This window comes from Sphingomonas sp. A2-49 (genome assembly GCF_025548555.1).
In the GTDB taxonomy this organism is placed as follows: Bacteria; Pseudomonadota; Alphaproteobacteria; order Sphingomonadales; family Sphingomonadaceae; genus Sphingomonas.
The window spans coordinates 195,616-219,996 of record NZ_JAJLPA010000002.1; the positions used below are offsets into that span (position 1 = coordinate 195,616).

At 64.5% G+C, this 24,381-nt stretch carries 27 protein-coding genes and 1 pseudogene; 17 read left to right on the forward strand and 11 right to left on the reverse strand.

Annotation, left to right across the window (positions count from 1 at the left end):
* Window positions 1-341 precede the first annotated feature (341 nt).
* Entirely contained in the window at window positions 342-1,502 is a 1,161-nt protein-coding gene (locus LPN01_RS04890) for a glycosyltransferase (RefSeq protein ID WP_262827235.1), read from the reverse strand.
* Between the two features lie 129 nt (window positions 1,503-1,631).
* On the opposite strand from LPN01_RS04890, the gene LPN01_RS04895 reads away from it, so the two are divergent.
* From LPN01_RS04895 to LPN01_RS04935, 9 genes are all read left to right on the forward strand, one after another.
* Complete coding sequence (locus LPN01_RS04895) at window positions 1,632-2,168, forward strand: RNA polymerase sigma factor (protein WP_262827236.1); 537 nt, start codon at window positions 1,632-1,634, stop codon at window positions 2,166-2,168.
* 77 nt (window positions 2,169-2,245) lie between these two features.
* Window positions 2,246-3,199: a FecR family protein gene (locus LPN01_RS04900; RefSeq protein WP_262827237.1), complete on the forward strand. Its 954-nt coding sequence runs from the start codon at window positions 2,246-2,248 to the stop codon at window positions 3,197-3,199.
* A complete protein-coding gene (locus LPN01_RS04905) occupies window positions 3,159-5,489 on the forward strand; it encodes a TonB-dependent receptor (RefSeq protein ID WP_262827238.1) in 2,331 nt (776 codons plus the stop codon). Before LPN01_RS04900 ends, LPN01_RS04905 begins: the two co-directional genes overlap by 41 nt.
* 156 nt (window positions 5,490-5,645) lie before the next feature.
* Window positions 5,646-6,407 carry a DUF2334 domain-containing protein gene (locus tag LPN01_RS04910; protein ID WP_262827239.1) on the forward strand — a complete coding sequence of 254 codons (762 nt, stop codon included), beginning with the start codon at window positions 5,646-5,648 and terminating at the stop codon, window positions 6,405-6,407.
* Window positions 6,395-7,549 (forward strand): glycosyltransferase, encoded by a 1,155-nt coding sequence (locus LPN01_RS04915; RefSeq protein ID WP_262827240.1) that lies wholly within the window; start codon window positions 6,395-6,397, stop codon window positions 7,547-7,549. The genes LPN01_RS04910 and LPN01_RS04915 overlap by 13 nt, the downstream gene beginning before the upstream one ends.
* On the forward strand, window positions 7,546-8,463 hold the full coding sequence (locus tag LPN01_RS04920) for a hypothetical protein (protein WP_262827241.1): 918 nt from the start codon (window positions 7,546-7,548) through the stop codon (window positions 8,461-8,463). Before LPN01_RS04915 ends, LPN01_RS04920 begins: the two co-directional genes overlap by 4 nt.
* Window positions 8,463-8,972, forward strand: coding sequence for a DUF2141 domain-containing protein (locus LPN01_RS04925; RefSeq protein WP_262827242.1), 510 nt, complete (start codon window positions 8,463-8,465; stop codon window positions 8,970-8,972). The genes LPN01_RS04920 and LPN01_RS04925 overlap by 1 nt, the downstream gene beginning before the upstream one ends.
* A gap of 61 nt (window positions 8,973-9,033) precedes the next feature.
* Window positions 9,034-10,092, forward strand: coding sequence for a VacJ family lipoprotein (locus LPN01_RS04930; RefSeq protein ID WP_262827243.1), 1,059 nt, complete (start codon window positions 9,034-9,036; stop codon window positions 10,090-10,092).
* A 53-nt stretch (window positions 10,093-10,145) separates the two neighbouring features.
* Entirely contained in the window at window positions 10,146-11,666 is a 1,521-nt protein-coding gene (locus LPN01_RS04935; protein ID WP_262827244.1) for a glycosyltransferase family 39 protein, read from the forward strand.
* Between the two features lie 111 nt (window positions 11,667-11,777).
* Here LPN01_RS04935 and LPN01_RS04940 read toward each other — a convergent pair whose 3' ends face one another.
* Together LPN01_RS04940 and LPN01_RS04945 are read right to left on the reverse strand one after the other, a co-directional pair.
* Window positions 11,778-12,239 (reverse strand): RES family NAD+ phosphorylase, encoded by a 462-nt coding sequence (locus tag LPN01_RS04940; protein ID WP_262827245.1) that lies wholly within the window; start codon window positions 12,237-12,239, stop codon window positions 11,778-11,780.
* A 66-nt stretch (window positions 12,240-12,305) separates the two neighbouring features.
* Window positions 12,306-12,704, reverse strand: a complete 399-nt coding sequence (locus LPN01_RS04945; RefSeq protein WP_262827246.1) for a hypothetical protein — start codon at window positions 12,702-12,704, stop codon at window positions 12,306-12,308.
* 425 nt (window positions 12,705-13,129) lie between these two features.
* Between LPN01_RS04945 and LPN01_RS04950 the strand changes: the two genes are divergently transcribed.
* The 5 genes from LPN01_RS04950 to arsH are packed head-to-tail and all read left to right on the forward strand — an operon-like array spanning window position 13,130 to window position 16,365.
* Window positions 13,130-13,462, forward strand: a complete 333-nt coding sequence (locus LPN01_RS04950; protein ID WP_262827247.1) for an ArsR/SmtB family transcription factor — start codon at window positions 13,130-13,132, stop codon at window positions 13,460-13,462.
* Between the two features lie 11 nt (window positions 13,463-13,473).
* Window positions 13,474-13,902 carry an arsenate reductase (glutaredoxin) gene (arsC, locus tag LPN01_RS04955; protein WP_262827248.1) on the forward strand — a complete coding sequence of 143 codons (429 nt, stop codon included), beginning with the start codon at window positions 13,474-13,476 and terminating at the stop codon, window positions 13,900-13,902.
* The gene (locus LPN01_RS04960) at window positions 13,902-15,188 is read left to right on the forward strand and encodes an arsenic transporter (protein ID WP_262827249.1); all 1,287 of its coding nucleotides are present in this window, start codon (window positions 13,902-13,904) and stop codon (window positions 15,186-15,188) included. The genes arsC and LPN01_RS04960 overlap by 1 nt, the downstream gene beginning before the upstream one ends.
* A 5-nt stretch (window positions 15,189-15,193) precedes the next feature.
* The gene (arsN2, locus tag LPN01_RS04965; RefSeq protein ID WP_262827276.1) at window positions 15,194-15,619 is read left to right on the forward strand and encodes an arsenic resistance N-acetyltransferase ArsN2; all 426 of its coding nucleotides are present in this window, start codon (window positions 15,194-15,196) and stop codon (window positions 15,617-15,619) included.
* Window positions 15,619-16,365, forward strand: a complete 747-nt coding sequence (gene arsH / locus LPN01_RS04970; RefSeq protein ID WP_262827250.1) for an arsenical resistance protein ArsH — start codon at window positions 15,619-15,621, stop codon at window positions 16,363-16,365. The genes arsN2 and arsH overlap by 1 nt, the downstream gene beginning before the upstream one ends.
* A gap of 438 nt (window positions 16,366-16,803) precedes the next feature.
* Here arsH and LPN01_RS04975 read toward each other — a convergent pair whose 3' ends face one another.
* Window positions 16,804-17,070: an Abi family protein gene (locus tag LPN01_RS04975; protein WP_262827251.1), complete on the reverse strand. Its 267-nt coding sequence runs from the start codon at window positions 17,068-17,070 to the stop codon at window positions 16,804-16,806.
* A gap of 530 nt (window positions 17,071-17,600) precedes the next feature.
* Here LPN01_RS04975 and LPN01_RS04980 point away from each other — a divergent pair.
* On the forward strand, window positions 17,601-17,909 hold the full coding sequence (locus tag LPN01_RS04980) for a hypothetical protein (RefSeq protein WP_262827252.1): 309 nt from the start codon (window positions 17,601-17,603) through the stop codon (window positions 17,907-17,909).
* 289 nt (window positions 17,910-18,198) lie between these two features.
* On the opposite strand, the gene LPN01_RS19065 is transcribed toward LPN01_RS04980, so the two are convergent.
* Genes LPN01_RS19065 through LPN01_RS04990 form a run of 3 tightly spaced genes read right to left on the reverse strand, consistent with a single transcriptional unit; the run spans window position 18,199 to window position 19,111 of the window.
* Window positions 18,199-18,447 (reverse strand): GDCCVxC domain-containing (seleno)protein, encoded by a 249-nt coding sequence (locus tag LPN01_RS19065; RefSeq protein WP_240699152.1) that lies wholly within the window; start codon window positions 18,445-18,447, stop codon window positions 18,199-18,201.
* Window positions 18,444-18,728, reverse strand: coding sequence for a heavy-metal-associated domain-containing protein (locus tag LPN01_RS04985; protein ID WP_133192460.1), 285 nt, complete (start codon window positions 18,726-18,728; stop codon window positions 18,444-18,446). Before LPN01_RS04985 ends, LPN01_RS19065 begins: the two co-directional genes overlap by 4 nt.
* An 8-nt stretch (window positions 18,729-18,736) precedes the next feature.
* A complete protein-coding gene (locus tag LPN01_RS04990; protein WP_262827253.1) occupies window positions 18,737-19,111 on the reverse strand; it encodes a mercuric transporter MerT family protein in 375 nt (124 codons plus the stop codon).
* A gap of 69 nt (window positions 19,112-19,180) precedes the next feature.
* On the opposite strand from LPN01_RS04990, the gene LPN01_RS04995 reads away from it, so the two are divergent.
* Window positions 19,181-19,606 (forward strand): MerR family DNA-binding protein, encoded by a 426-nt coding sequence (locus LPN01_RS04995; RefSeq protein WP_262827254.1) that lies wholly within the window; start codon window positions 19,181-19,183, stop codon window positions 19,604-19,606.
* A 208-nt stretch (window positions 19,607-19,814) separates the two neighbouring features.
* On the opposite strand, the gene LPN01_RS05000 is transcribed toward LPN01_RS04995, so the two are convergent.
* Both LPN01_RS05000 and LPN01_RS05005 read right to left on the reverse strand, forming a co-directional pair.
* A complete protein-coding gene (locus LPN01_RS05000) occupies window positions 19,815-20,033 on the reverse strand; it encodes a hypothetical protein (RefSeq protein ID WP_262827255.1) in 219 nt (72 codons plus the stop codon).
* A 672-nt stretch (window positions 20,034-20,705) separates the two neighbouring features.
* The gene (locus LPN01_RS05005) at window positions 20,706-20,954 is read right to left on the reverse strand and encodes a hypothetical protein (protein ID WP_262827256.1); all 249 of its coding nucleotides are present in this window, start codon (window positions 20,952-20,954) and stop codon (window positions 20,706-20,708) included.
* 266 nt (window positions 20,955-21,220) lie between these two features.
* On the opposite strand from LPN01_RS05005, the pseudogene LPN01_RS19115 reads away from it, so the two are divergent.
* Window positions 21,221-21,716 (forward strand): annotated as a pseudogene (locus LPN01_RS19115) (AAA family ATPase); the annotation flags it as partial.
* Between the two features lie 164 nt (window positions 21,717-21,880).
* On the opposite strand, the gene LPN01_RS05020 reads toward LPN01_RS19115, so the two are convergent.
* On the reverse strand, window positions 21,881-23,326 hold the full coding sequence (locus tag LPN01_RS05020) for an MBL fold metallo-hydrolase (protein WP_262827259.1): 1,446 nt from the start codon (window positions 23,324-23,326) through the stop codon (window positions 21,881-21,883).
* Between the two features lie 131 nt (window positions 23,327-23,457).
* Window positions 23,458-24,327: a hypothetical protein gene (locus tag LPN01_RS05025; RefSeq protein WP_262827260.1), complete on the reverse strand. Its 870-nt coding sequence runs from the start codon at window positions 24,325-24,327 to the stop codon at window positions 23,458-23,460.
* Between the last annotated feature and the right edge of the window lie 54 nt (window positions 24,328-24,381).

Genomic DNA, 24,381 nt, shown 5'->3' on the forward strand with positions numbered 1-24,381 from the left:
CTGCATTATCTACGTAGGACCCGCCGGATGCGTGCTGTTCGGCGAGTGAGCGGAACGCCGTCTCGCGCCGACCGACCCAGCCGACACGCGACTGCAGCCAAGGCGGTATCCCAGGCTCCCTCACCATTCGTGAGGGCGATAGCAAGATATTCCGGCAACAGGCTGGCCATCAATCGCGACAAGAGCGCGAACGGCGTCCCAGTTCGTTCAACCAACAAGGCAAGCCGGGAGGCGTTCTCGAGCGACATGATGGCGCTCACTATTGTGACCACCGCCGCGAAACGGAGCGCGACCAGTCGCAGCAGATACTTGTCGACCGTGCTCAAGATGCCGCTCCGCAATCACGCAGCCAGGCGACAGGGACTGCGCAGGCCTGCGTACAGCGCGAACAACTCGCCGAAATGCTCGTCCATCGTGCGGGTTGGGAGTGGCCTGGGTTGCGTGGAGCGTCCGTACCGAGTGCAGGCGAACTCGACCAGCACGTCGCGCAGGGAACCACCGTCCGCCGCGCGGTAGTGTCGGCCCGGCGGCAAGACGTGGTCGGCGGCTCCGCCCCGGTCGGGTGCGATGATCGGCAGTCCGCTTGCTGCGGCTTCGGCAGCGACCATGCAGAAGGTCTCGGCCTCACAGCCATGAACCAGCGCGTCGGCGCTCGCCATCATGGTCGCGAGCAGCGACCGGTCGTGGACAGGGGCGTCGACGACCACGTGCGGCGAGCTCGCAAGCGCGGCCAGACCACGGCGGCCGCGTCCGTCACCGACGAGCACGAGGCCGACCGGCGTTGCGTTGCCCGCAGCCGTAGCGGCGTCGATCACCATGCCCCAACGTTTTTCAGCGGAGTAGCGCCCTGCGCCCAGCAGGAGGGTTGCCGATGGCGGTAGGTTGCACTGGGCGAGGAGGCCCGCGCGGAGGGTCGGATCGCGGTGCGTGGGCGAGAACCTTCCCGGCTCCACGCCCATCGGCAGCGTCACCACGCGCGTCAGTCCGCCGGCGACGAGCCGTCCGGCCAGTTCGTCGCTGGCGCACAGCACGGCATCTACCGCGCTGTCCAGCTGCCGCAGGTGCCGCCAGAAACGTTCGAAGCCCCGGTCGATGGTCGCCACGCTCGCGACCCGGCCAAACCAGCGATAGGCGTAGGCGGACATGGGATCGGCGTGCATCACGAGCGAGCGCTTGGCCGCACCCGACCATCGCGTGACCATCGACGCGCTGGACCAAGGGGACGACGCCTCGACCACGTCCGGTCGCCACGTGTCGAGCGCGCGGTGAAGCGCCTGCTCGTCGTTGAAGAACCGATACCGGCGGTCGACCGGCAGCTTGGGCGCCGCGATGGTGGCGAGGATGCCGCCGCCCGACAACTCGCGCCAGCCGTCGCATTCACCCGGCGCGAGCACGACGACCTCGTGGCCCGCCGCGGTCGCCGCCGCCATCTTGCGGTGGACATAGGTCCGCACGCCGCCTCCATGCGGCGTGTAGAAGGCGCATACGTCGAGAATTCGCACGAGGTTCTCCGGGCGGACCCATGACGGGCGCACCTCAGGAAGACGCCGCGCGGGGCACGCACCACAGTCGATAAGGCGGGTTTTGCGTCTTGCCGCGCCTGCCGCGGGGAGGCACAGGTAAATTATCTTATGCGTTCCGTCGAAGCCCAGCCGCCCACATCGGGGCTCTCGCAACTGCTGGGAGAACTACGCCCGGAGCTGCTCCGCTTCCTGATCGCGCGGCTTGGCGATGCCGGGGAGGCCGAGGACCTTCTTCAGGAGCTGTGGATCCGCACCCGTGATGGGGCCGGCGGGCCCGTCGCCAACGGTCGAGCCTATCTCTATCGCGCCGCGCAGAATCTCGTGCTCGACCGGGCTCGGGAGCGTCGGCGGCGAACGGCGCGGGACGGTGAATGGTCGAAGGCGCAAAGCGGCTCTATCTCGGGGACAGAACCTGCCGATCCGCGCGCGAACGCCGAGGATGTGCTTCTGGAACGCGAGAAAGCAGGCGCGCTTGCTACCGCTATCGCGGCGCTGCCGGAAGCCGCCGGGCGCGCATTCCGGATGCACAAGCTCGATGGGCTGCCCCACGCGGAGGTCGCGCGCCGGCTGGGCATCACGCGAAGCGGCGTCGAGAAGCACATCGCGCTCGCGATGGCGCATCTCCGCCGTGCGTTGGCGGACTGAGGTATGCAAAGCGGACGGCGTCTAGGGGTGGCAAGGCAAGAAAGGCGGCGTGGCGACACCCGGGCGACGGGACGGACATGAGCGAGGACATCTTCGAGCAGGCTGCACGCTGGCACGCGATGCAGGACCGGGACGACATGGACTGGGACGCGTTCACTGCGTGGCTCGAAGCGAACCCGCGTCATCGTGGCGCGTTCGACGAGATCGCGCTGCTGGACGAGCGCATCGACCTACACCGCCGCTCGCTCTTGAGCGTCGTCGCCATAGCCGACCAGCAATCTCTGCCGGATTGCGACGGATCGCGACGGCGGCGCAGTGTGCGATGGGGACTCGCCGCGGCCAGCGTGGCGGGGATAGCCATGGGGACGTTCGCGCTGCGGCAGTCGGACCCTCAGGTGGCCAACTCGACCGAGTATCGGGCGGCATCGACGATGCGAGTCGTCGACCTCGGCCGCGGCGTGCGCGCGTCGCTTGCTCCAGGCAGCGCGCTCGTTGCGGGCGGGAATGGCACAGGTCGTCTGACGCTGTCGGGTCGCGCACTTTTCGAGGTCGTCCACGATCCCGATCGTCAAGTGATAGTGGAAGCCGGGGGTTACCGGATCAGGGACGTGGGCACCCGCTTTGAGGTCGTCACCGGCGGAGGCATGGTTCGCGTGGCTGTTTCCAATGGCCGGGTAGCGGTGATGCCCCCGTCTGGCGCGCCTGAGGTAGAGTTGTCGGCCGGTCGGTCGCTCACCGGTTCCGCCGATGGCCGCTCAACGACCATGCCGACCCGTTCCGGCGACGTGGGTGCCTGGAAGGCGGGCCCGATGGTCTACGATCAAACCCCGCTTGCTATCGTGGTGGCGGACGTGTCGCGTACGTCGGGACGGTCGGTGACGGTCGATCCTGCTTTAGCGTCCCGTCCTTTCTCAGGTGTCCTGGCCCCAGCCGCGGGGGATGAAATGGTCGCTGCGCTCGGATCGCTCGCAGGACTCCAGGCGAGGAGGGATGGTGACGCGATTCGTCTACGCGACCGCACTCCTCGCTAGCCTTCTCGTCACCGCCAGGGCCGACGCACAGGATCGAACGTTCAGGGTCGACGTGCCGGCGGGCGACCTGACGGATGCGCTTGCGACCTTCGCGGCGCAGACCGGCACCTCGATCGGCACCGACGGGACCCTGCGGGGGAGAACGAGCGTGGCGGTTCGCGGCAGGATGGAGGCGGGGGAAGCGCTCAGGCGCATGCTCGCGCGATCGGGCATGAGGGCCGAACGTGTCGGTCCGTCGATATGGCGCCTGGTCGCACTCAGGAGAGACGAGGTCGCCACCAAACCGCGTCTCCCCGATCCACCCGCGGCTGATATCGTAGTGACCGGCCGTAAGCTTTCCGAGGCGTTGTCGCGCGTCGCGGCACCCGTTTCGGTTTTCGAGCCCAGCGATGCCGGTCGTCCGCCTGGAGCGCGCGCTGACGCTCATGACGTGGCGCGGGCGGTCGAGGGACTCAGCCTCACCAATCTTGGACCCGGCCGGGACAGGCCCTTCATCCGTGGCATCGCTGACAGCCCCTTCAACGGTTTCAGCCAGGCGACGGTGAGCGTGATCGTCGACGACGCGCGCGTTACCTACGACGCGCCGGAGCCCGGGCTCAGGCTCGTCGACGTAGCGCGAGTCGAGGTTTTGAAGGGTCCACAAGGGCCGCTTTATGGCACCGGCGCGCTCGGTGGGGTCTACCGCATCGTGACGAACCGACCCGTGCTGGGCGCGGTAGATGCATCGGCGACGATCGGATTTGACTCCGTGCGGGGCGGAGGGCCTGGTGCGGACGCGACCGTCATGGTGAACGCGCCCATACTCGGCGATACTGCGGCAATCCGTGCAGTTGGGTACTCCGCGGCGCAAGGAGGATGGGTCCGCAACGCAGGCGGCCGACGTGACCTGAACGCGACATCCGTCGAGGGCGCTAGGTTAACCGTGCGCGTTGCGCCGGCGGCCGGCTGGACGGTCGATCTCGGCGGCGCGCTCCAGCGGGTCTCGCAGCGCGACAGCCAGTATGTCGATCGCGATGCCGAGGACCTGACTCGCTCGATGCGCATCCCGGAGCCGTCGCAGGGGACCTTCAAGCTCCTGAGCGGCACGGCCGAGGGGTCGGTGGGTGATGCGCGACTGACGGTGTCCACGAGCCATGCCTGGCAGAATAGGACCGAGACATACGCGGCAGCGGCTTCGGCGTCAGCGCTCGGGCGTGCCGACGCTCAAGCCTATCGCGATCGCCGGTTGCATCGCGTGTTCGACCAGGAGGTCAGGATCTCGTCCCCACCCGGCAGACGGGTATCGTGGCTGGCCGGCGCCTCTTACCTCTCGGCGACGACTTTGGCGACCGGCGACCTGGCCGGTGCGGACAGGGTGTATTCGCCGTTCTTTCTGCTGCAACGGGAAGTGACGGAGGCCGCGGTATTCGCGGACGCCTCGGCGCCGCTGGTCAGCGGACTGCGGTTAGGCGGGGGAGGCCGGCTGTTCCGGGCGACGACCACCGACGAACGCCGCGAGGAGCGCGGGACGCCGACGACGCGCGCCAAGGCGAGCGTCGTTTTCACGCCGAGCGCTTCCCTGACCTACGAGCTCGCGCCGGACCGGCTGGTCTACCTGCGCTTCGGGTCGGCCTTCCGCCCGGGCGGTCTTGATCCGGCCAACGCGCGAACGGGGCGATACGAGGCGGACGAAGTGCGCAGCTTCGATCTCGGCACGCGCCTTCTGCTGGCGGATGGGCGACTGTCGCTTTCGGGTGGGGCATTTCGATCGACCTGGGCCGACGTGCAGTCCGACTACCTGCAACTAAACGGACTGGTCGCGACGCGGACCGCTGGCAATGCCGAGATCATGGGCACGGAACTGTCGGTGGAATGGCGACCGAGTTCGTGGCGCCTGCGGGCCGGCGGAGCGGCGCAGCGCGCGCGCCTCGAGAGCGGCGTGGACGGAGCCGACCTGCCGAAAGACCGGCGCCTGCCGGTCGTACCTGACCTTACCGGCCGCCTTGAACTAGGCAGGACGCTCGATATCGCGGGGATTCGCAGCGACCTCTATGTCGCTGCCGACTATGTCGGCCGCTCCCGTCTCAGCTTCGACGAGGGCTTGGACCGCGAGATGGGCGGCTACGCTACGACCCGGGCCGGCGCTGCGGCGACGATTGCATCGCTCCGGATCAGGATCGACGTGGACAATCTCCTCAACGCGCGCGCGGACCGCTTCGCGTTCGGAAACCCGTTCATGGTGAGGGCTGAGCGCGAATACACGCCGTTGCGGCCCCGTTCGATCCGACTGGAGCTGTCACGCCGCTTCTGACCGTCGGCGAACATCGGAACTCGCTGCCTGTCGTCACCTGCTCGTCGCGGGGCACGCGCCGACAGACTTTTTTCCATCCGACTGAGGTTCCGCGCGGCGACCGGCGTCTTGTCCGGCATGCAAGGAAGCGTCGAGCGTCGTGATGACCCATATCTGATGGCTGAGCGTCCCAAGCGGCGGCTTCTGGTCGCGATACACGATGTTTGTCCGCGTCACGAGGCGGAAGTGGACTGCCTGCGCGACCACCTGCTGGGCTGCGGCGGCGAGCGGATGGCCATGCTCGTCGTGCCCAATTTCTGGGACAGATCGCCGATCGTGCGCGGATCGGCTTTCGCCGCGCGGCTGCGCGCGTGGGCGGCCGAGGGTGTGGAGATGTTCCTGCACGGCTACGTACATCGCGACGACGCGCAGCACACATCCCGGATCGCTCGGTTCAAGTCTCGCCAACTGACGGCCGGTGAGGGAGAATTCCTCGGACTAAGCCATTTCGAGGCGACTGTGCGGATCGAGATGGGGCGCCGCTTGCTCGAGGACGTCACCGGCCAGCCCATTGCCGGGTTCGTCGCTCCGGCCTGGCTCTACGGCCCCAGCGCGAAGAGAGCGCTTGCCGACGCCGCTATCGATCTGGCCGAGGACCACTGGCGTGTGTGGAACCCGGCGACCGAAGCAACCTTGGCGTACTCGCCCGTTATTACCTGGGCCACCAGAACCCAGGCGCGCATGGCGTCCTCACTCGCCGTAGCCTCTGTGGCGCGCCGCCTCGCGCCATTCAGGATCATGCGGGTCGGTGTGCATCCGGGAGACTGCGGCGAGCCCAAGGTGATGTCCAGCATAGCCGAGACGGTTTCGACGCTGCGGCGATCTCGTGTCGTAAGTCGGTACGCCGACTTGAAAGCAGACGCGGCGTGCGCATCCTGACCTTCCTCCATAGCTTCGAGCCGGGTGGCGTCGAACGAGTAGCGCTGCGCCTCGTGCGGCGTTGGCGCGCATTGGGCGTCGACGCCCCGTTGTTTCTCGGTCGCGCCGACGGCCCGCTGCGTGGCGAGGTGGCAGATGGCCTTGCCTTCGACGTTCCACGCCAGCCTCGATGGGGGACGGCTTGGTGGGAGACGCTGTGGATGATCGCCAAGTTGCCCGGCCAAGTCCGACGAACGCGGCCCGATCTCGTGTTCTGCGCGGGCAGCACATACACTGTGGTCGCAGTCTCCCTCAAACTGGTGCTAGGGCGTAGCTGCCCGCCCATCGTCGCCAAGATCAGCAACGATCTTACCCGTGCCGACCTGCCGCCCATCGCCCGCCACGCGTGGACGACCTGGTTGCGCCTCCAGGCCAAGTACATCGACCGGTGGATTGTGATGGAAGAAAGTATCCTTCCGGATGTCGACGCCCAGCTTGGACCCGTCGATCGGGTCGTCGTCCCGGACCCTGCTATCGACGAGGCTCAGATTGTCGCCTCGGGGGGCACGTCGTTCGGCATGGCCGGTAAGATCCGATTTCTGGCGGTCGGCAGGCTCGTCCACCAAAAAGATTTCTCGCTGATGCTGAGAGCGTTCGCGCTTGGCCGCGGGTCGGACGATACTCTCACGCTTATGGGTGACGGTCCGCTGCGGCTCGAGCTCGGGTCGCTGGCGGTGTCGCTTGGGATCGGCGAACAGGTCACTTTCGCGGGACATGTGCCCGACGCCGCGCGGCGCATGCGAGACTATGACGTGGTGCTGATGTCGTCGCGATACGAAGGGGTTCCTGCTGCGCTGATCGAGGCGCTGGCGGCGGGTCGGCGCATCGTCGCCAGCGACTGCGGCCCAGGCGTGCGTGCGCTGCTCGATGCCGGCATTGGCACCATTGTACCGCGAGGAGATCCCGTCCTGTTTGCCGCCGCGATGCGCGGGGAGCCGAGTCGCCCGCTTGATCGCGCAGCCTGCCGCGAGCGGGCTCGGCGTTTCACTCTCGAAGGTGCCGCCGAGCTTTACCTGGTGTCAATGCAAGACGTCCTCGAGCGATCTCGACGGACGGGTCCGGATCTGATCGAGCCGATGCCTTACGCGGAACATGCTTCGTGAGCGGGATTGCGGTCGCCGTTACCGCCGCGCAAGGTCACTCGGATCATGCCCCGCGTCGCCTGCCTACCGACCCGCAATGGTGGGCAGGCGCGCTACTGTCGTTTGCGATCCTCATCGCTGTCGCCGCGCAGCTGGGTGGTGCCAGGCTGGTCCAAGTCGCCCGAGATGCGCCTGTTGACCCATTTTTCTGGTCGGTCTTCGCGGCATTCTACCTGTTGCCCTCGGCATGCGATTGGATTGTCTTTCGACGCCTGTGGCGGCTGCCGGTGGCAGGCCTCGCTGCACTTATGCGCAAGCAGGTCGCGAACGAGCTGGTATTCGGCTATTCGGGCGAGGCCCAGTTCTATCTGTGGGCCAGGCGACATGCGAAACTCGCCACCTCTCCATTTGGTGCGGTTAAAGACGTGGCCGTGCTGTCGGCCGTAGCGGGCAACGTGGTCACGCTGGGCCTCATGATCGCAAGCAGCGGACTGTTGGCCCGCGTTGTGGTGGGCTCGTTAGGGCAAGCGTTCGCGATCTCGGCCGGGCTTATCGCGGCATCTTCGCTCGCGATGTTCCTGCTGCGGCGAAGGCTGTTTTCGCTTCCAACTAGCGAGCTCTGGGCGATTTTCATAACCCACGTCCTGCGGATCGTCGGTTCGATGCTGCTGCTGGGCGTGCTGTGGCACCTGCTCCTACCCGCGCTACCGGCGACGGGGCTCCTGGTGCTCGTCACCATGCGGATGATGCTCTCGCGGCTGCCGTTCCTTCCCGCCAAGGACGTTGTGTTCGCGGGACTGGTTGCGATCCTGCTCGGGCGGGATGCCCAGGTCGTGCCGGCCATGGCCATGCTCGGAGGCCTGGTAATTGCCGCTCATGTCGCTGTGGCGCTCTGCTCGGCGGCGGCGGGATTGATGAGGAAGGTGCAGGGTTGATGTTTTCGCAAGCGATGCCCGTAGCGATGGTCACAGCGCAGGTCGTCTCCAATCTTGAGCTGGGTAAGGTCGCGGCTGCGTGCCGGCCCGGCGAGCCCGGACCGGCGTTCCTCGTAGACGTGGTCGGCTTGCGAGACCGGACCGGACTGCTGAAACTTGAGGTGTACCCGCCAACGGACGAAGATTTCCTGGCCGACGACAGTCACCTGATCGCTGCCGGGAAGCCGTTCCGCCGCGTCGAGACCGCCGCGCCCACTGCCGGATCGGTCCGGCTCTGCGTCCGGCTGCCGCGGGCCGGCAGGTATGCCGTGAGCCTCCTGCACGACCGCAACCGGGACCACCGGTTCAACCTGTCGTTGGACGGGATCGGTTTCGCGGGCAATCCTCGCCTCGGATGGTCCAAGCCGAAGGCGGCCGCGGCCTCTGCAGAAGCAGGTGGGGGGCTTACCCCGCTCCGCATTGTGGTGAACTACCGGCACGGGCTGGCCATGCGCCCGGACGGCCGATGAGCCGGCTTGTTTTGGAACGGCCGACGCCGTGCAAAACTATTTTGGAACTGGAAGATGACGCATGAGCATCACCGCAGCGGCCGCGCTGATCATGCTGGCGTCCTCGTGCGGCGAACGCTCCGATGCTAACAATGCTGCCTCTGTCCCACAAGCCAGTGATCCGACTGATCAGCGGCGGGCCATTGGACAGGCCGGGCGCGCCGCGCTTCCGGAAGCTTGGAGAAGGCCAGGTGCTGAGGCGGTGCGGCAAGAACAGGCTGTTCCGGCCGCTCCGACGATTGATGCCGAAGTTTCGTCTCAAGCGAACCGAGCGGCCTCTGCGGAAACGAGTGCCCCGCAAACAGGCGACATCGTCGTGACCGCCAGGCCGCCCGGCGATCCGATCAGAGCGGTGAACGTCCGCTCTTTCGCAGCTACACAGGCGGTCGACGAGGCTATCACCGGTCCGGCCGCGCTTGCATACAAGCGCGTCGTGCCCGACCCGGTGCGAAGCGGCTTCCGCAACTTCGCCAACAACTTGCACGAGCCGAACGTTGCGCTAAACTACCTGCTACAGCTCAAGCCCGGCAAGGCCGCCGAGACCGTTGGCAGGTTTGCGATCAACAGCACCATCGGCATCGCCGGCATTCTCGACCTTGCGAAACGCCGACCGTTCAAGCTGCCCCGTCGCCCGAATGGTTTTGCCAACACGCTGGGCTATTATGGCGTCGGACCTGGTGCCTTCGTGTTCCTTCCCCTGATCGGGCCGACGACCGTACGCGACATCGCCGGCGGAGGAGTTGACCGGCTCCTGGGGCTATCGTTCCTGCCGCTGGGTGGACGCGCCTATGTCGTGTCGACCGGTACCTTGCGGGTACTCGACCGGCGAGCGGAGCGTGACGGCCAGTTCCAAGCGATCCGGGAAAGCGCTGATCCGTACGAGAGCCGCCGCGCGCTCTACATGCGCACCCGGCAGGCCGAGATCGATCAGCTTCACGGCCGAAAAACCGTATCGAGCGATGCGATTCGCCCGTTCGAAGACGCGGCGCAACCTATGTCTTCCGCCCCACAGGACCCCGCAGCGGAAGCGCCGAGCGATGCCAGTCCGGCAAGCGCACCAGCAGCGACACCGAGACTCTGACCGGTCTGACGCCGGCGCCTCAAGTACGCCTCCCACCATTGTGGCGCGAGGCGGTGATCGCACTGACGTCGCTTGCGCTGCTCGCGATCGTCGCCCGAGCGCGCACCTTCGGCAACCCGGTGCTGGGCTTCGACGAGCAGTTCTACCTGCTTGTCGGCGATCGCATGCTCCAAGGAGCGGTTCCATTCGTCGACGTATTCGACCGAAAGCCAGTCGGCCTCTTCCTGATCTATGCGGCGGTTCGTCTGCTTGGGGGCGATGGTTTTCTGCAATATAAGCTGGTCGCAACCTGCTTTGTCGTTCTCACCGGCGTCGGCGTCTTCTTGCTCGCGCGACACCGCGCAAATAGGTTCGGCGCACTTGCCGCCGCGGCCACGTATGTTCTCTGGCTGAACTTCATGGAAGGGGAGGGCGGACAAACTCCGGTCTTCTACGATCTTCCGATGATAGCCGCCGGCGCCGCAGTAACGACTGCGGCCATGCGAACCGGCATGACGCGAGCGGCGGGCTTGGTGGCGATGACTGCCGTCGGACTGGCGATTCAGATCAAGTACAGCGTGGCCTTAGAGGGTGTCTATTTCGGGTGCGTTCTTCTCTGGCTGGGCAGCCGCGACCGGGAGCCTTTCGCAAGGCTTGTCGTCTCCGGGATGCTTTGGATCGCTGCGGCTGCGCTGCCGACGCTGCTCGCGTTTGCTTGGTACGCTGCTGATGGGCACATTCACGACTTCGTGTTCTCGAACGTCACGTCGGCATTGGGGCAGCGTCGGCGACCGCTCGGCACTGAGATTACCGGCTTAGCAGTGATCGGGGCGATACTGTTGCCGTTGCTGGTCGGGGTGGCGATCGCACGGCCATGGCGCGACCGCGACGTCGGACGGCGTATCCTTGCCGGTTGGTTCGTTGTGGCGATCGCCGCTATGCTGGTCTACGGTCGCTTTGACAGCCCGCATTATGGCATTCCGCTCCTGGTGCCAGCATGCGTCCTGCTTGCACCGGTGCTGGACGGCACCCTCAGGAGGAGGATCGGCATCGTTCTCGCGCTCGCAACGACCTTGGCTGCCGGTCAGGCCGTGCTTGCCGTTAGTGAGCGATACAAAGGCGGCCGGGAAGCAGCCATGGCAGTGGCTGCGGCGGCGAAACCGACAGGCGATTGCATCTATGTTTATGACGGCTATCCGGCCCTCTACATGCTGACCGGGTCGTGTCTGCCGACAAAATGGTCGTTTCCCGGTCACTTGGCGACGCGGGATGAATCGACCTCCGCCGCGATCGGTGTCGACCCCGTGCAGGAGGTGACGCGCACCCTGGCAACCAGGCCCGTCGCCATCGTCGACGACTATCCACGATTTGCCTTTGGCAATCTCGCCACCAGGCGCATCGTCGATCGGGCGCTTGCGAGCGACTATCGTCTGGTCGCCTGCATCAGCACCGGCCCTGAACGTACCCGCCTTGTGTATCGGCGGGATGCTCCGAGCGCAGCCCGTCCTCCCAAGTCTTGTCCACACGCGCTGCTTATGCGGCCCAAGCAGGATGCCGACGCTGGTCGACCAACGGCAAATGCGCAAAACAGATAAATCGAAATGCAACGATTTTACATAACAGATGTATCGGACTAAAGGATTATCTTTTCAGAACAGATACTTAAGGTATCTACCGTGTGATCGGCTGCACACGGGATCGGTCTCCTACGGCTCCCATGACCGCTGGTCCTTCGGTAGCATATCATCCGGGTCGTATACCGCAAGCCGGTCGACGCTCGCCAGGTTGGCGCTGAACACGACGAGGTTCGTACCGCCGGCATGATCGGTCGACGGAAACAACAAGCCGGCAGCACCCGACCGGATCGCCTCATCGCCGAGCTGCCACGACGGTGGCACTTTGTGCTCGACCCGCGCGATCCAGCGCCAGTCGTAGGTCCAGGCCGCCCACGGCGCTGCCCAATGGTCCGGATCGTAGCCGGCGGACAGGTCGAAAACATCGGTCAGATCAAGCTCATAGGCTGCAAGCGTCGCTGGCCGAGGCAGGCTCGACCCCTGCTTGTACTCGGCAAGCGCCGTCTCAGGCTCCGCCGAGAGGTATAGCGCCTCGACTCCGGGCCGATTGAAACGTCCGCCTATGCTCGCGGCTCCTGCCCCGCTGAGCGGCAAGTAAGGCCCACTTTGGCGTGAGATAACGATAGAAGTGGCGTAATCCGACGCTGACGCGCAGCACGGTTAGCCGTTCGCGCCGTCAACGAGCTCCGAAAGATGCGCCATCACGGCATCTGCGTGACCGCCGGCGACGAGTTCGGCAGCCGTCTGACGTTTGAGGGTGACGATCGGCTCATTCCTGAACCAGTAGATCGCCTGCTCCATGTCGCCGGTCAGTTCGCCCGCAGCCAGGATCACGCGCACCATGTCGCGCAAGCGATCCTGGAGCCGCTCCGACGCGGGATTGGCGAGCGTATTGCGATGGACTCCCGCAATCTCCGCCAGCCGCGATAACTGAACCCCGAGCACCTGAGCGACCCGCTTTGGCGAGATATACGGCGTTCTTGGCTCCTGCAAGCTCGCGACGAAGCCGGACGCCAACCGGGTGGCGCGTTGCTCATCAACAAGGAAGGCTGTCGCCATCTCACATCTCCGCTTAAACTATGCACAATATATGCACATTCGCTCGGCTGTCAAGGACCGCGCAGGTGCCGGGCTATTCTCCACTGCCGACTGCCGCAGCTACGGCAGCACGCAAGGAGCATAACCGCTCCGGGTCGGAAGAAGCGAGCTGACCCCAGGCGAAAGCGGAGCGCTCAGCCGCGCCCTCCCGCCAGATCCGTTCAGCAAGGCGGAACAACTCAGGCGTGGTTGGACTGCGTCCCTCGCTCACACACTCGATGACCTCGTGCGCAAACAGCGGATTGAAGGACCGCGTCACCAGCGTCTCCTCGCGTTAGAACGTCGCAATCCTGACCGTGTAGCGGAGTCGCTCGACAACATTGTGACGCCCTTCGTCATCGCTCCCGCTCGCTTTCACTGCCATTAATATCCGCTATGCTGGATATATGGAAAACGAATCGGCAATTTCAGCACTCGGTGCGCTCGCACAAGGGACACGTCTAGACGTGTTTCGCCTGTTGGTGCGCCACGAGCCCGATGGCCTGGCGGCGGGCGAAATTGCCCGCCAGCTCGACGTGCCGCAAAACACCATGTCCGCACACCTCGGCATTCTGGCCCGTGGCGGGTTGGTACGATCCGAACGGCATAGCCGCTCAATCATCTACCGTGCCGATCTGGGTGGCCTGCGCGCGCTCACGCTGTTCCTCGTCAAGGATTGCTGCGCCGGCAATGCGGAGCTGTGCGCTCCGCTGATCGCCGAACTTACCCCTTGCTGCTGAAAGGACGCCCCTTGGCCGTCGATATCGTCGTCTATCACAACCCCGAATGCGGCACGTCGCGCAACACGCTGGGCCTGATCCGCAATGCCGGCATCGAGCCGCATGTCGTGGAGTATCTTAAAACCCCGCCCACGCGCGCTCTGCTGGTCGAGCTGATTGACCGCGCCGGCATGAGGCCTCGCGATCTGCTGCGCGAGAAGGGGACACCCTATGCGGAGTTGGGCCTGGGCGACACGTCGCTGTCCGACGATGCGTTGGTGGACGCGATGATGGCGCATCCGGTCCTCATCAACCGGCCGCTGGTCGTTTCTCCGCTCGGCGTGAAGCTCTGCCGGCCGTCCGAAGCCGTGCTTGATCTGCTGCCGGACGATCAGCTCGGCGCGTTCGCAAAGGAGGACGGACAAAAGGTGGTCGATGCCTCGGGTCAGCGCATCGCCTGATGCTCCTTGCCGTCCTGATCTTCGTCGCCACAATCGCGCTCGTCATCTGGCAACCCAAGGGGCTCGGCATCGGATGGAGCGCGATGGGCGGCGCCGTCGTGGCGCTGCGCGCGGGCGTCGTCACGCTGTCCGACGTGCCCGTCGTGTGGGGCATCGTCTGGAACGCGACGGCCGCGTTCGTCGCGATCATCGTCATAAGCCTGCTGCTCGATGAAGCCGGTTTCTTCGAATGGGCGGCGCTGCATGTCGCGCGCTGGGGGAGGGGGCATGGTCGCCGGCTGTTCGTTCTGATCGTGCTGCTCGGCGCGGCGGTTTCCGCGCTGTTCGCCAACGATGGCGCGGCGCTGATCCTGACGCCGATCGTCATCGCCATGCTGCGGGCGCTGGGCTTCAAGGACAAGGCGACGCTGGCGTTCGTCATGGCGGCCGGGTTCATTGCCGACACGGCCAGCCTGCCGCTGGTCGTGTCGAATCTCGTCAACATCGTGTCGGCCGACTTCTTCAAGATCGGGTTCGGCACATATGCGTCCGTGATGGTGCCGGTCGATCTGGTGTCGATCGTCGCCACGCTGGGGGCGCTCCTGCTGTTCTTCCGGCGCGACTTACCGGAAGACTATGACGTGGGCGCGCTGCGCGTGCCCCGCGAAGCGATCCGTGACGTCGCGACCTTCCGCGCCGGATGGATCGTGTTGGCGCTGTTGCTCGCCGGCTTCTTCCTGCTCGAACCCGTCGGCGTGCCGGTCAGCGCCGTCGCCGCTGCCGGCGCTATCCTCCTGCTGGTAATCGCGGGGCGGGGCCATGTGATCCAGACCGGCAAGGTGCTGCGCGGCGCGCCGTGGCAGGTCGTGATCTTCTCTCTCGGCATGTACCTGGTCGTCTATGGCTTGCGGAACGCGGGCCTGACCGACCATCTGGCGGTGCTGCTCGATCGCACCGCTCAAGGCGGCGTGTGGGGCGCCGCATTCGGCACAGGCGTGATCGCGGCCGTCCTGTCGTCGGTGATGAACAACATGCCGACCGTACTGGTGGGCGCGCTGTCGATCGACGCCACCCACGCCACGGGTGCGATCAAGGAAGCGATGATCTATGCCAACGTGATCGGCTGCGACCTCGGCCCCAAGCTCACGCCGATCGGCTCGCTCGCGACGCTGTTATGGCTTCACGTCCTTGGCCAGAAGGGCGTGCGGATCGGATGGGGCTATTACTTTCGTGTTGGCGTGACGCTCACCGTGCCAGTGCTGCTCATCACGCTCGCAGCGCTCGCGATCAGGATCAGCGTTGCGTGACGAAAATGGCAGCCGCGTTGCTCGATCCGGGCGAGCTGGCCGGATTGGCATGGTGTCTCGACGCCGCGAACCTGCCGAGCGCCGATCTCGCCGATCCTGGCCGCCTGTTCTTCCGGTTCGAGGCGGATAGCCTCGTCGGGTATGGCGGTCTTGAGGGGGAGGGGGCCGACCGCCTGCTCCGCTCGATAGTCATCCTCGCCGATCGCCGCGGACATGGCGTGGGACGGACATTAGTCACCACCCTCGAACAACAGGCCCGCAACCGCGGGGTGGAGCGCCTGCATCTGTTGACGACAACGGCTGCATCGTTCTTCCGAGCGCTAGGCTATACCGACGCCGATCGCGGTGCCGCTCCCCGGGCTGTCGCCGCACCGCGCGAATTTACCGCGCTGTGCCCCGCGTCGGCCGCCTATCTCGTGAAAGCTCTCTGATGCCGCTCCGCACGCTCCATGATCCCGACACCTTGCCGGCGCTTGATCCTGCCTACGCCATCCAGCGGCCGGCCCTGGGGCTCCGATCGCTCGATCCCGCGCCGCGTATCCTGTTGCTCTATGGCTCGCTGCGCGAACGGTCCTTTTCCAGGCTGTGCGTCGAAGAAGCGGCGCGCCTGCTCCGCTTCTTCGGGTGTGAAACGCGCATCTTCGATCCGTCCACCCTGCCGCTCCCTGACCAACACGCCGGCGACGATCATCCGGCGGTCCACGAGCTGCGAGAGTTGTCGCTATGGTCGGAAGGACAGGTGTGGTGCAGCCCCGAACGGCACGGCCAGATTACGGGCATCATGAAGCTGCAGATTGATCATCTTCCGCTGTCGATGGGCGGGATGCGACCGACGCAGGGACGCACGCTGGCGGTTATGCAGGTGTCGGCGGGGTCGCAGTCGTTCAACAGCGTCAACACGCTGCGCGTGTTGGGCCGCTGGATGCGGATGGTCACGATCCCTAACCAATCGAGCGTTGCCAAGGCGTTCAACGAGTTCGACGATGCCGGGCGCATGAAGCCGTCCAGCTACTATGACCGGATCGTCGACGTGATGGAGGAACTGGTGCGGTTCACGGTGCTGCTGCGCCCTCATGCGGTCCAGCTCGTCGATCGCTACTCGGAACGGAAGGAAGCCGGCGTGCCGATCGACACGGCGACGGATCTGTCGAGCGTTGCGACCGCCCCCCAAGGATAGCCTGACAGATTTCAGCGCTAGTCGACGTCAAAGCTGACGACGCTCGGCGAGCAGCCGCTTGGTGGTCCCTGCGCTGGCGGGCCTCCGGGGCGGGGTGCGGCGCATGACGGGCTCAGTGCCGCGCATGCGCGCGGGGCGATAGGTGTGCCACGTGGCACACCTCACGGGAGGATCGTCATCCGTCAGGGCTGAGACGCCGGTGCGGTGGCTCGGTTGGCAGAAACGTGCCGATAAAGCCGGCTCCGGCGGAGTCGTGCCGCAAGCCCCTTAAATCAGGCCAGATCGCTTCTGCGTCCCAGCCGGCCAAGAAACCGCTTTGGAAGAGACTTGCGAACGGCATCGTAGGGAACGCTTGCCAGTGCGCCTTCATGCGGGACGGCCAGAATGTCCCGGGATTGATCCGCCTGACGAAGCAGCTGGCCACGGCCACGACACCATTTACACGCGTGCGCCGCTCCAGATCGCCATCAATATGCACGAGCTGCGGTGCCTCGAACGGCTTGCGCTCCAACGGCTAATGATGCCTGCGTTCCACAGACGGGCATGATGCGCGCTGATGTTGCGCACGAACGCGAGCGTCTTGATCCAGCTCACCAGCGTGTTGGGAAGAAGGCCGTAGCGCTTGCCGGTGGCGGCACGATCGTTGGGATGCGCCATCTCGAGCAACCAGGACAAGGTCTCGAAATTCCATGCCTCGACTGCCATTCATATCGGCACGACCAAGCCGCGCGGTTTGAGAAGCGCGATCTGATCGGCGAAACTAAGGAGAGGGCGTGGTATAGGGCGCAAGCATCCGGCCCAGATACGGAGAAGGCCGCCCCTTGTTGCCAGCGGCAACAGAGGGGAGGGCCATGTTGCGTCCGATATAGGCCTGGATGCATGAGGGTTCAAATAGGATTTGAAAGCCGGTCAGGGAGTTATCTAGCTTTCTTCGGGGGATGACCGCGCTCCTGCAACTCAACGTCGCCGGAACGACTTGGACATCGCGACCCGAAGATGCGCTGCTGATCGGCCAATTAAGTCGCAGTGATCAACGCGGTCCGTGGCGCCATGCAGGCATGATCTGAGAGAGAGTGTGCCACGTGGCACACCTGCAACGTTTGCTGGGCGCCATTCGGCTGCGATTGTAGAACGCGCTTTGATATCGACGGCGATCGCGCGACCGGCTGTAGCGGAGAGAGGCCACAGGCGTTATCTTGAGATAACGATTTAACCTTGCCGCAGGAGGGTAGGATATGGCGACCCACGCGATAATTCAGCTTGGCAACCCCAAGGTGAGAAGGCGCAAGACCCGCTTCGGAAGCGTGACGGTGACTGCACCCGCGCCTTCCGAGGCGGTGGTCCAGCACAACGTGAAGGCCAGCACGCAAGCGCTCGAGCGGGTAACGGGACGTTTGGCCAAAGCCGGCGTTCGGCTTTACGCCAAGAAGGACGTGCCCCTCTATTCGCTCGACAGCGACAATCCCGAAGTGATGATCCGCAGGCTCAACGGTAAGGTCGAGCGAGGCAGCTTCGTCGATGGTACCTTCAGGGCGGCGGGTTGACGCCTGCGATCAAAGCAAGCCGCCAAGTTCGTGAAACCCAAGATAAGCACAAACGCCCTTGCGATCAGTCCCACGGGACCGCCGTAAGGCAGGTATTACGGTTTTCTTCTCCGCTGCCCTTATATATATAGAGTGAACCTGCGGCGGCTTATCGGGCGTGTCCGTTTCCCGAGAGGGTACTAACAGACTGGGGCCGCCCAAAAAAGGCGGCCCTTGGTTTATCTGCTCTCGAGGAGTGCCACTCCACGCGCAGATCATTCCCGGCGCTTGAAGATTTCATTTCGCGACTCTAGCCGCAGCAACTCGCCACGCCCCCGGTCAGCCGAGCCTCCTGAATGGGCGGGCATGGGACGTCGGCAAACGAACAGTAGACGCAGCAATCACCAGCGTTCGGCCGGAGCACTGCGGCACAACCCTTGCAGTCGTAGAAAAATTGGCACGCATTCGTCGGCATCGTCTCGGTTTCGACGTGTCCGCACTTCGGACAGGTAATCGTCGATCTTGGTTCGATCGCCGTCGCGTCAGCCCCCCGGCTCATCGTGTCGCAATCCGTGCGGGATAACCGACCTTGGTCGAGGCCGCCGCGATCCCTGCAGGCGTCGCGCGCGCCGGGTCGTAATTCACTGTCGCGATCTTGGTCGAGAAATCCACAGTAACGTGGGTGACGCCGGGCACGCGTCCCATCGCCGCCTTCACCGCGATCGGGCAGGTCGGGCATGTGAGATTGCTGACCGCAAACGTGACGCTTCGTTCAGGGGCGGCGATGGCCGCTGAGGGCAGGCAGAACGCAGCGAGTGTGAGCACGAGATGTCGGTTCATCGGGATTCCTAGTAGAAAACGGGTGCCCACCACCGAGTGGTAAGCGCGAGAATGACCAGCACGGCACCGAGCCAGAGCACTGTCCGGGTGAGCGTCCGGCGACGGATGCTTGCGCAGGCCCCTTCAGCGCATCTGTTTGGCTGCCCGTGATAGGCGTGCCAGAGACCTACTGTGATCAGCCCCAACGTCACGACCGCGAACAGCGGGGTGTAGGGCTCGAGCACAGCAAGATTGCCGATCCACGCACCGCTGACGCCGATCAGGACAAGACTAAGAGGCAGCAAGCAGCAGGACGACGCAAGCAGCGCGCCTGCGATGCCGCCTGCGGCGAGCCAGCCGGCACGGCGATCACTCAGGCTGCCGGATGTTGATGGTCGATCCATTCCAGGTTCCGATCCTTGTATGAAAAGACTATAGGGTCTGTAGTGACTACAGGTTCAAGAGGTATTTTAATGGTGATTGCGGGACGGTCCAGGAAGCGTGGCGACGTTGCCCGGCGGTTCGGATGCAACATCGAGACCGTGCGTCACTACGAGAAAATCGGGCTGCTCGACGCGCCGGATCGAACAGCGTCTGGGCACAGGCTCTATTCGGCCGACGACGAGGCGCAACTCGCGTTTATCCTACGCGGTCGTCAACTCGGCTTCTCGATTGACGAGCTGCGAGGGCTCCTGAGTCTAGGCGGATCTGGTTCCGAGGCCTGCGGCGAAGCCAATGCGCTCACGCAGCGTCATCTAGCCGACGTGCGCGCCAAGCTGCGCGATTTGGCGCGATTGGAGAAGACGTTGGTCGCGATCTCTGCGCAGTGTGAGCACGGCGAAGACGGCCTGGGCTGCCCCATCCTTGAGGCATTACAGGCCGGACCGGAGGGTCAATGACCTGTTCTAAATAGTGCCGCGACGTGCCTAACGCCTGCCCGGTCAGGGCAGCCCGCATCAGCCTAGCGATCGTCAACCGTGAGGGCAGCAATTTATCGAAGTTCCGAGGCGTGCCGGCGGGGTGTGGCCTGAAGCGGAGGTCCCGTCGACTAAGCGCTTGCTCCAAGCGCGCATCCCTTCGGCATTGTCGCCCGCTGGCCAAAGTCTGCTATTCGTTAGCGACAAGGCGTCTCTTCAGGTTCTGAGCAGCATTCTTCAGGGATCCGCCGCCCTTCAGCACCTGAGGCGCGATCGGTTTGGTAAGATCAACGCCCTTTTCCAATTTCAGGCGGCCGTTGAGCGCACCGACGCCGCGCACGGTCTGAAAACGACCTGTTTTCGGGTCACGAACCGAAGTGCTGGTTGAGGTAGGCTGCGCCCTGGCCATAGCTCAAATATACTTCGTCGCTCGCGCTGAAGATAGGTGTGCCACGTGGCACACCTCCTCTACCAGGAATTCAATCTACACGCACTCGCGCTGCAAATCGCTTTTTTCCTACAGCATCTAGATACGCCATACCTGCGGCGGTCTAGCGGCCCTATCCGTCTCCCCGAAGGGCATTCGCAGACCTGGGCTGTCGTCTGGGCCGCAGCGAACCCTCGACAATCGTTGCGCGACGTCGCACATCCACGCGGACCGCAGCATTGCGCTAACGGGGCTGCCGTGGTGATCGGTCGTCAAAAGCACGAACCGGAATGCTCATACGCGAGATGCTACTTGAAAAAGGTCCGGCTACACGCCGTGAGTTCGTGCTTTTGACGACCGTTCGTGCCTGACCAGCGTTGCGCAGAAAGCTGCATCCCGCATCCAGGACGAGCGCGTACGTCGGCGTTCCTCTGTCTTTTACTCGGACGATCTTGGCTTGTTGAGCGAGCAGGTGCGCGACACGGCCGACTCGTTGACCGGGATTGATGCGATGGCCAGACGGCACCAAATGGCGGTCGCAGCGGAGTTGGTTAGGGGTTAGCGTTCCGTAGCCGTAAGTTCGTAGCCGTTTGAAGAACCCGAGAAGATTTTGATTCAGGCCGACCTCATTATTGCCGCAGATAACGCATGAACTCAGCGGCGACCGTCTTGTAGGTAAAGCTGAAGTATAAGCGTTGGCATCAATCTTGGTGGAACGCCCTCGTCAAGCATCATTGCAAACATCTCATCGTCATTTGCCGTCGGTACAAGCCCCTCGATGACCAGATTAGCGCGCGCTTCCGCCAGATCGTCACGCCAAAGTGCAATTTGATCTGGTGTGCCACGTTCAAACGTCATCGAGCGGATCTTCGTTTGCATCTTAATCAGATCGACATTCCCCATTATGGGTCGCCTCCGCACGCTTGAGGGTGTCTTTGAACCTATACGACCGATGCAAATCGAAAAAGGAAAGTGTCAGCGTTTGCGGCGAACCGTGTCGCAAAACTCATTCTCCGGGTCACACTCCGCACGTCATATGCCCCGCATCATAATTAGCGATAACGCTGATTATTGCTATTTACCTGCGGGGCATGGAAGGCGGTATTCGGCGAAAGCGTGTTACACGACAAAAGAACCAGGACGAGCTGCTCGAGGCGGCGGGCAGCCGTGCCGATTACCGCGCCTGGCTGAAACGCTTCGCCAAGTGGCTCTACAATACCGACCACATTCAGGTTCGCTACAGCGTCGATTTTGACGGGCCGACATCCGGAGCCTGTCACCGGGCGCGCGCGGGATCGTTCTGCTGCTCCTCTACCTCGCGCTCGATACTGACGATGATCGCCCGCTCATCATCGACCAGCCGGAGGAGAAACTCGACCCCAATCGATCTTTGACGAGCTGGTTAGGCTGTTCATTACCGTCAAAGCGAACCGCCAGGTTATAATGGTCACCCACAACGCCAATCTCGTCGTCAACACCGATGCCGACCAGGTGATCGTGGCGAGTGCGGGACGGCGGGAGGGCGGCGGCCTGCCAACGATCAGCTACGTTGCGGGCGGGCTCGAGGACGCGGTCATCCGCGAGCGCGTCTGCGACATTCTCGAAGGCGGCGAGCAGGCGTTCCGTAAACGCGCGCGGCGTCTGCGCGTTAAGTTTCGGCAGTGAGGCCAGGCCTGAACACGAGCGGAGATGACATCACGTAAAGGTCGTGCGGCCCCGCTGGCGGGCGACCAAGTGCGTGAAGGGCGGACAGGTAGCGGTGTCGCTGGTGACCCTCGACGATCACGGTTCGGGCTCGCCGAACGTCGAAGATGCCGAGCGCGCAGCCTTCAGCGCAATTCCAGGTTTGCTACAAGGCTGAATCCGGTCACTTTGTCCACGCGGACCGGGCACCAGGACCAGAAATCGCGCAGCACTTCAGGAGCCGGATGCGCGTGGGTGTAATCAGGGTCTGACGAGAAGATACTGGCGGCGGGCTTGAGGACAGCGGCGAGCCCGGGCTGCCAATTGGGGCGCGCTCCATGGTGCATCACTTGGAGAAGCCCAGCGCGATCGAGCCGTCGATTCCGCACATAAAAGCGCTGCAGCGCCACCAGCCGGGCGGGCGTGTCCAGAAAGCCATCCCCCGTGGCGAGCTGCGCCAGATTGTCTCGATTGAGATTGATCCGAAACGGAGCGGTCCCCGCCACGGGGTCGAACCGGATGCGTGTTCCGATCGGGCCGGCATAAAGGAATAGCGAGATGATGTTCGCCGGTACCGAGCCCGAGCCAAACGTCCGCTGGTAGATCCTCTTGAGGAGTCGCAGCATCACCGATTGTCGCCGTCGCCCTGCCAGAAGAGCACCGGCGACGCGCTTAACGCGAACGACGAAGAAGGCGTCGGCGAGCGGCTGCATTGCGGCGTCGTTATAGGGCACGAACTCCCAGAGCGACGGGACAATGATCCGGCCCCCGGGCGCGAGAGTGCGCACTTGGACGTTCGCTTGGCCGGCAAGAGCCGGGTCGCCCTCGCTGCCTTGTGGCGGTGGACCATATTCGACCTTGCCCCCCTCGATCGGCCGGTCGGGATCAGGTTCATCCTCCGAACCGGGCGCAATGTCGTCCGGGCCGGCACCGGGCACGAAGACGATCTCGTCGATTTCGCTGCCGTCGATACCGGCGAGATAGGCTGCTGGATCGAGATAGAAGTCGAGAAGCGCGTTGTCCGCCCCGATGCCTTCTCCGAGCGCGATCAGCAGCCGCTGCCACAGCGGCACATAGGGAAGGAGCAGGGTGCGAACAGGCGTGCCGCGGATCAGCCTGACGATCCCGTTGATATGATCGCTGTCGAAGTGAGAGAGAACGACGAGGTCAAGACGGCGGCCCGCAAGCCGAGAGCGAAACGTAGCGATCGCTCGGTCGCGCTCGGCCGCGCCCGAGGTGGAGCCGCAGTCGTAGACCCAGTTGAACTGACCGCCGGCGATGCAGAACAGGCGGCCGGACATGAACAGGCCCTGCCCGACTGGCCACCACGTCAACTCCATCGTCGCCAGTCGCGTCAAATCCGTCGACTCCTCGTCATCGGCATAGGATCCGGATAGAGGATAGGGGTGGCCGAGGCATTGCGCCATGTAGGCGAGTGTCGCTTGAACCGGTGCGGCCGGAATATGAGACCAGCGTCCGCCGGCGATTTCCGCGATCAACCGATGATTGAGGTCCCGCCCGGGCCGCGTGAAATAGGAGAGGACCGCCTGCTTGCTTAGCTCGGGGCGAAACGCGAGCATCGTCTTGATCATGCCGATCTCGATGGACAGCAAGGTGTTCGCGCCAGCCACTGCTCGGAGTCAGGAAATCTCGCTGCCCGCCCAATCGGCGGGCGAACAGCGGAGGTGCCCGAGAGCACGGCTTTCAGGGGACGGCGTGAGGTTCAACGCGCGGCTCGGATCAATGCGCGCACGTTGGCCGACGGCGCGATCGCATCGGCGATCTGCAACGCATCGCGCATGCCGGGGACCGCCGGCGTGGTGTGACCCGGCGGGGTCAGTTCGGAGACGGGCGCGAACTCGCCGCCGAGCCCAAGCCGCTGGTCCTTAAACGCCACCGGCGCGTCCGCGCGCACCCAGGTGGGAATGCCGTTTTCGAAAATTGCGGTGTCGACAAAGAAACGCGGCCCGCCGAGACCGGCGCCGGACCCGGCCGCATCGGCGAGATAGGCTTTCGTGAAGGCGAAGTTCGCCTGCAACTGCGGAAGCACGTCGAAATAGCGCTCGATGCTGGCCGCTTCCCGGATCGCTTCCTCCGGCGCGATCTGCCCCGCCTTCATCCTGCTCAGGATCGACTCCAGCTGCCCCGCGGCGGCATCGATCGCGCGGCTGCTGCCCTTGGCGCGAAACCCGGTCGCGAGCACCATCCGCGCGCCGTACCAGCCGTTGCGTTTTTCGCTCGCCTCGAGCGCCTTGAACAGCGCGAACGAGCGGGCCAGGAAGTCGTAGGTTACGCCGGAACTGCGCAACGAAAGATCCCGGTAGACCACCGCGCCGTCGTTCAGCACGAGGGTGCGGAAGGTGCGACCGCTATGCTCGGCGACGATCCGGTGAAACGCGCGCAGGCGCGTAATCGCGGTTTTGGCCTGCGGCGCAATCGGGTTGAAGTCGGCCGCGCCGATCATCCCGCCATAGCCGAGCAGGTCTACCCAGCACACGGCGGCGACCTGGAACGGCAGGTTGCGGGCGCGTCCGCTCGCGATCGGTGGCTGCGCACTTCCTTTTGGCCATGCCATGTTCTTCGCCCTTTCCACTTTTCGGCCGCCTGTATCGACACGCTCATCCCGCCTTACGCGACCCTTCCGCGC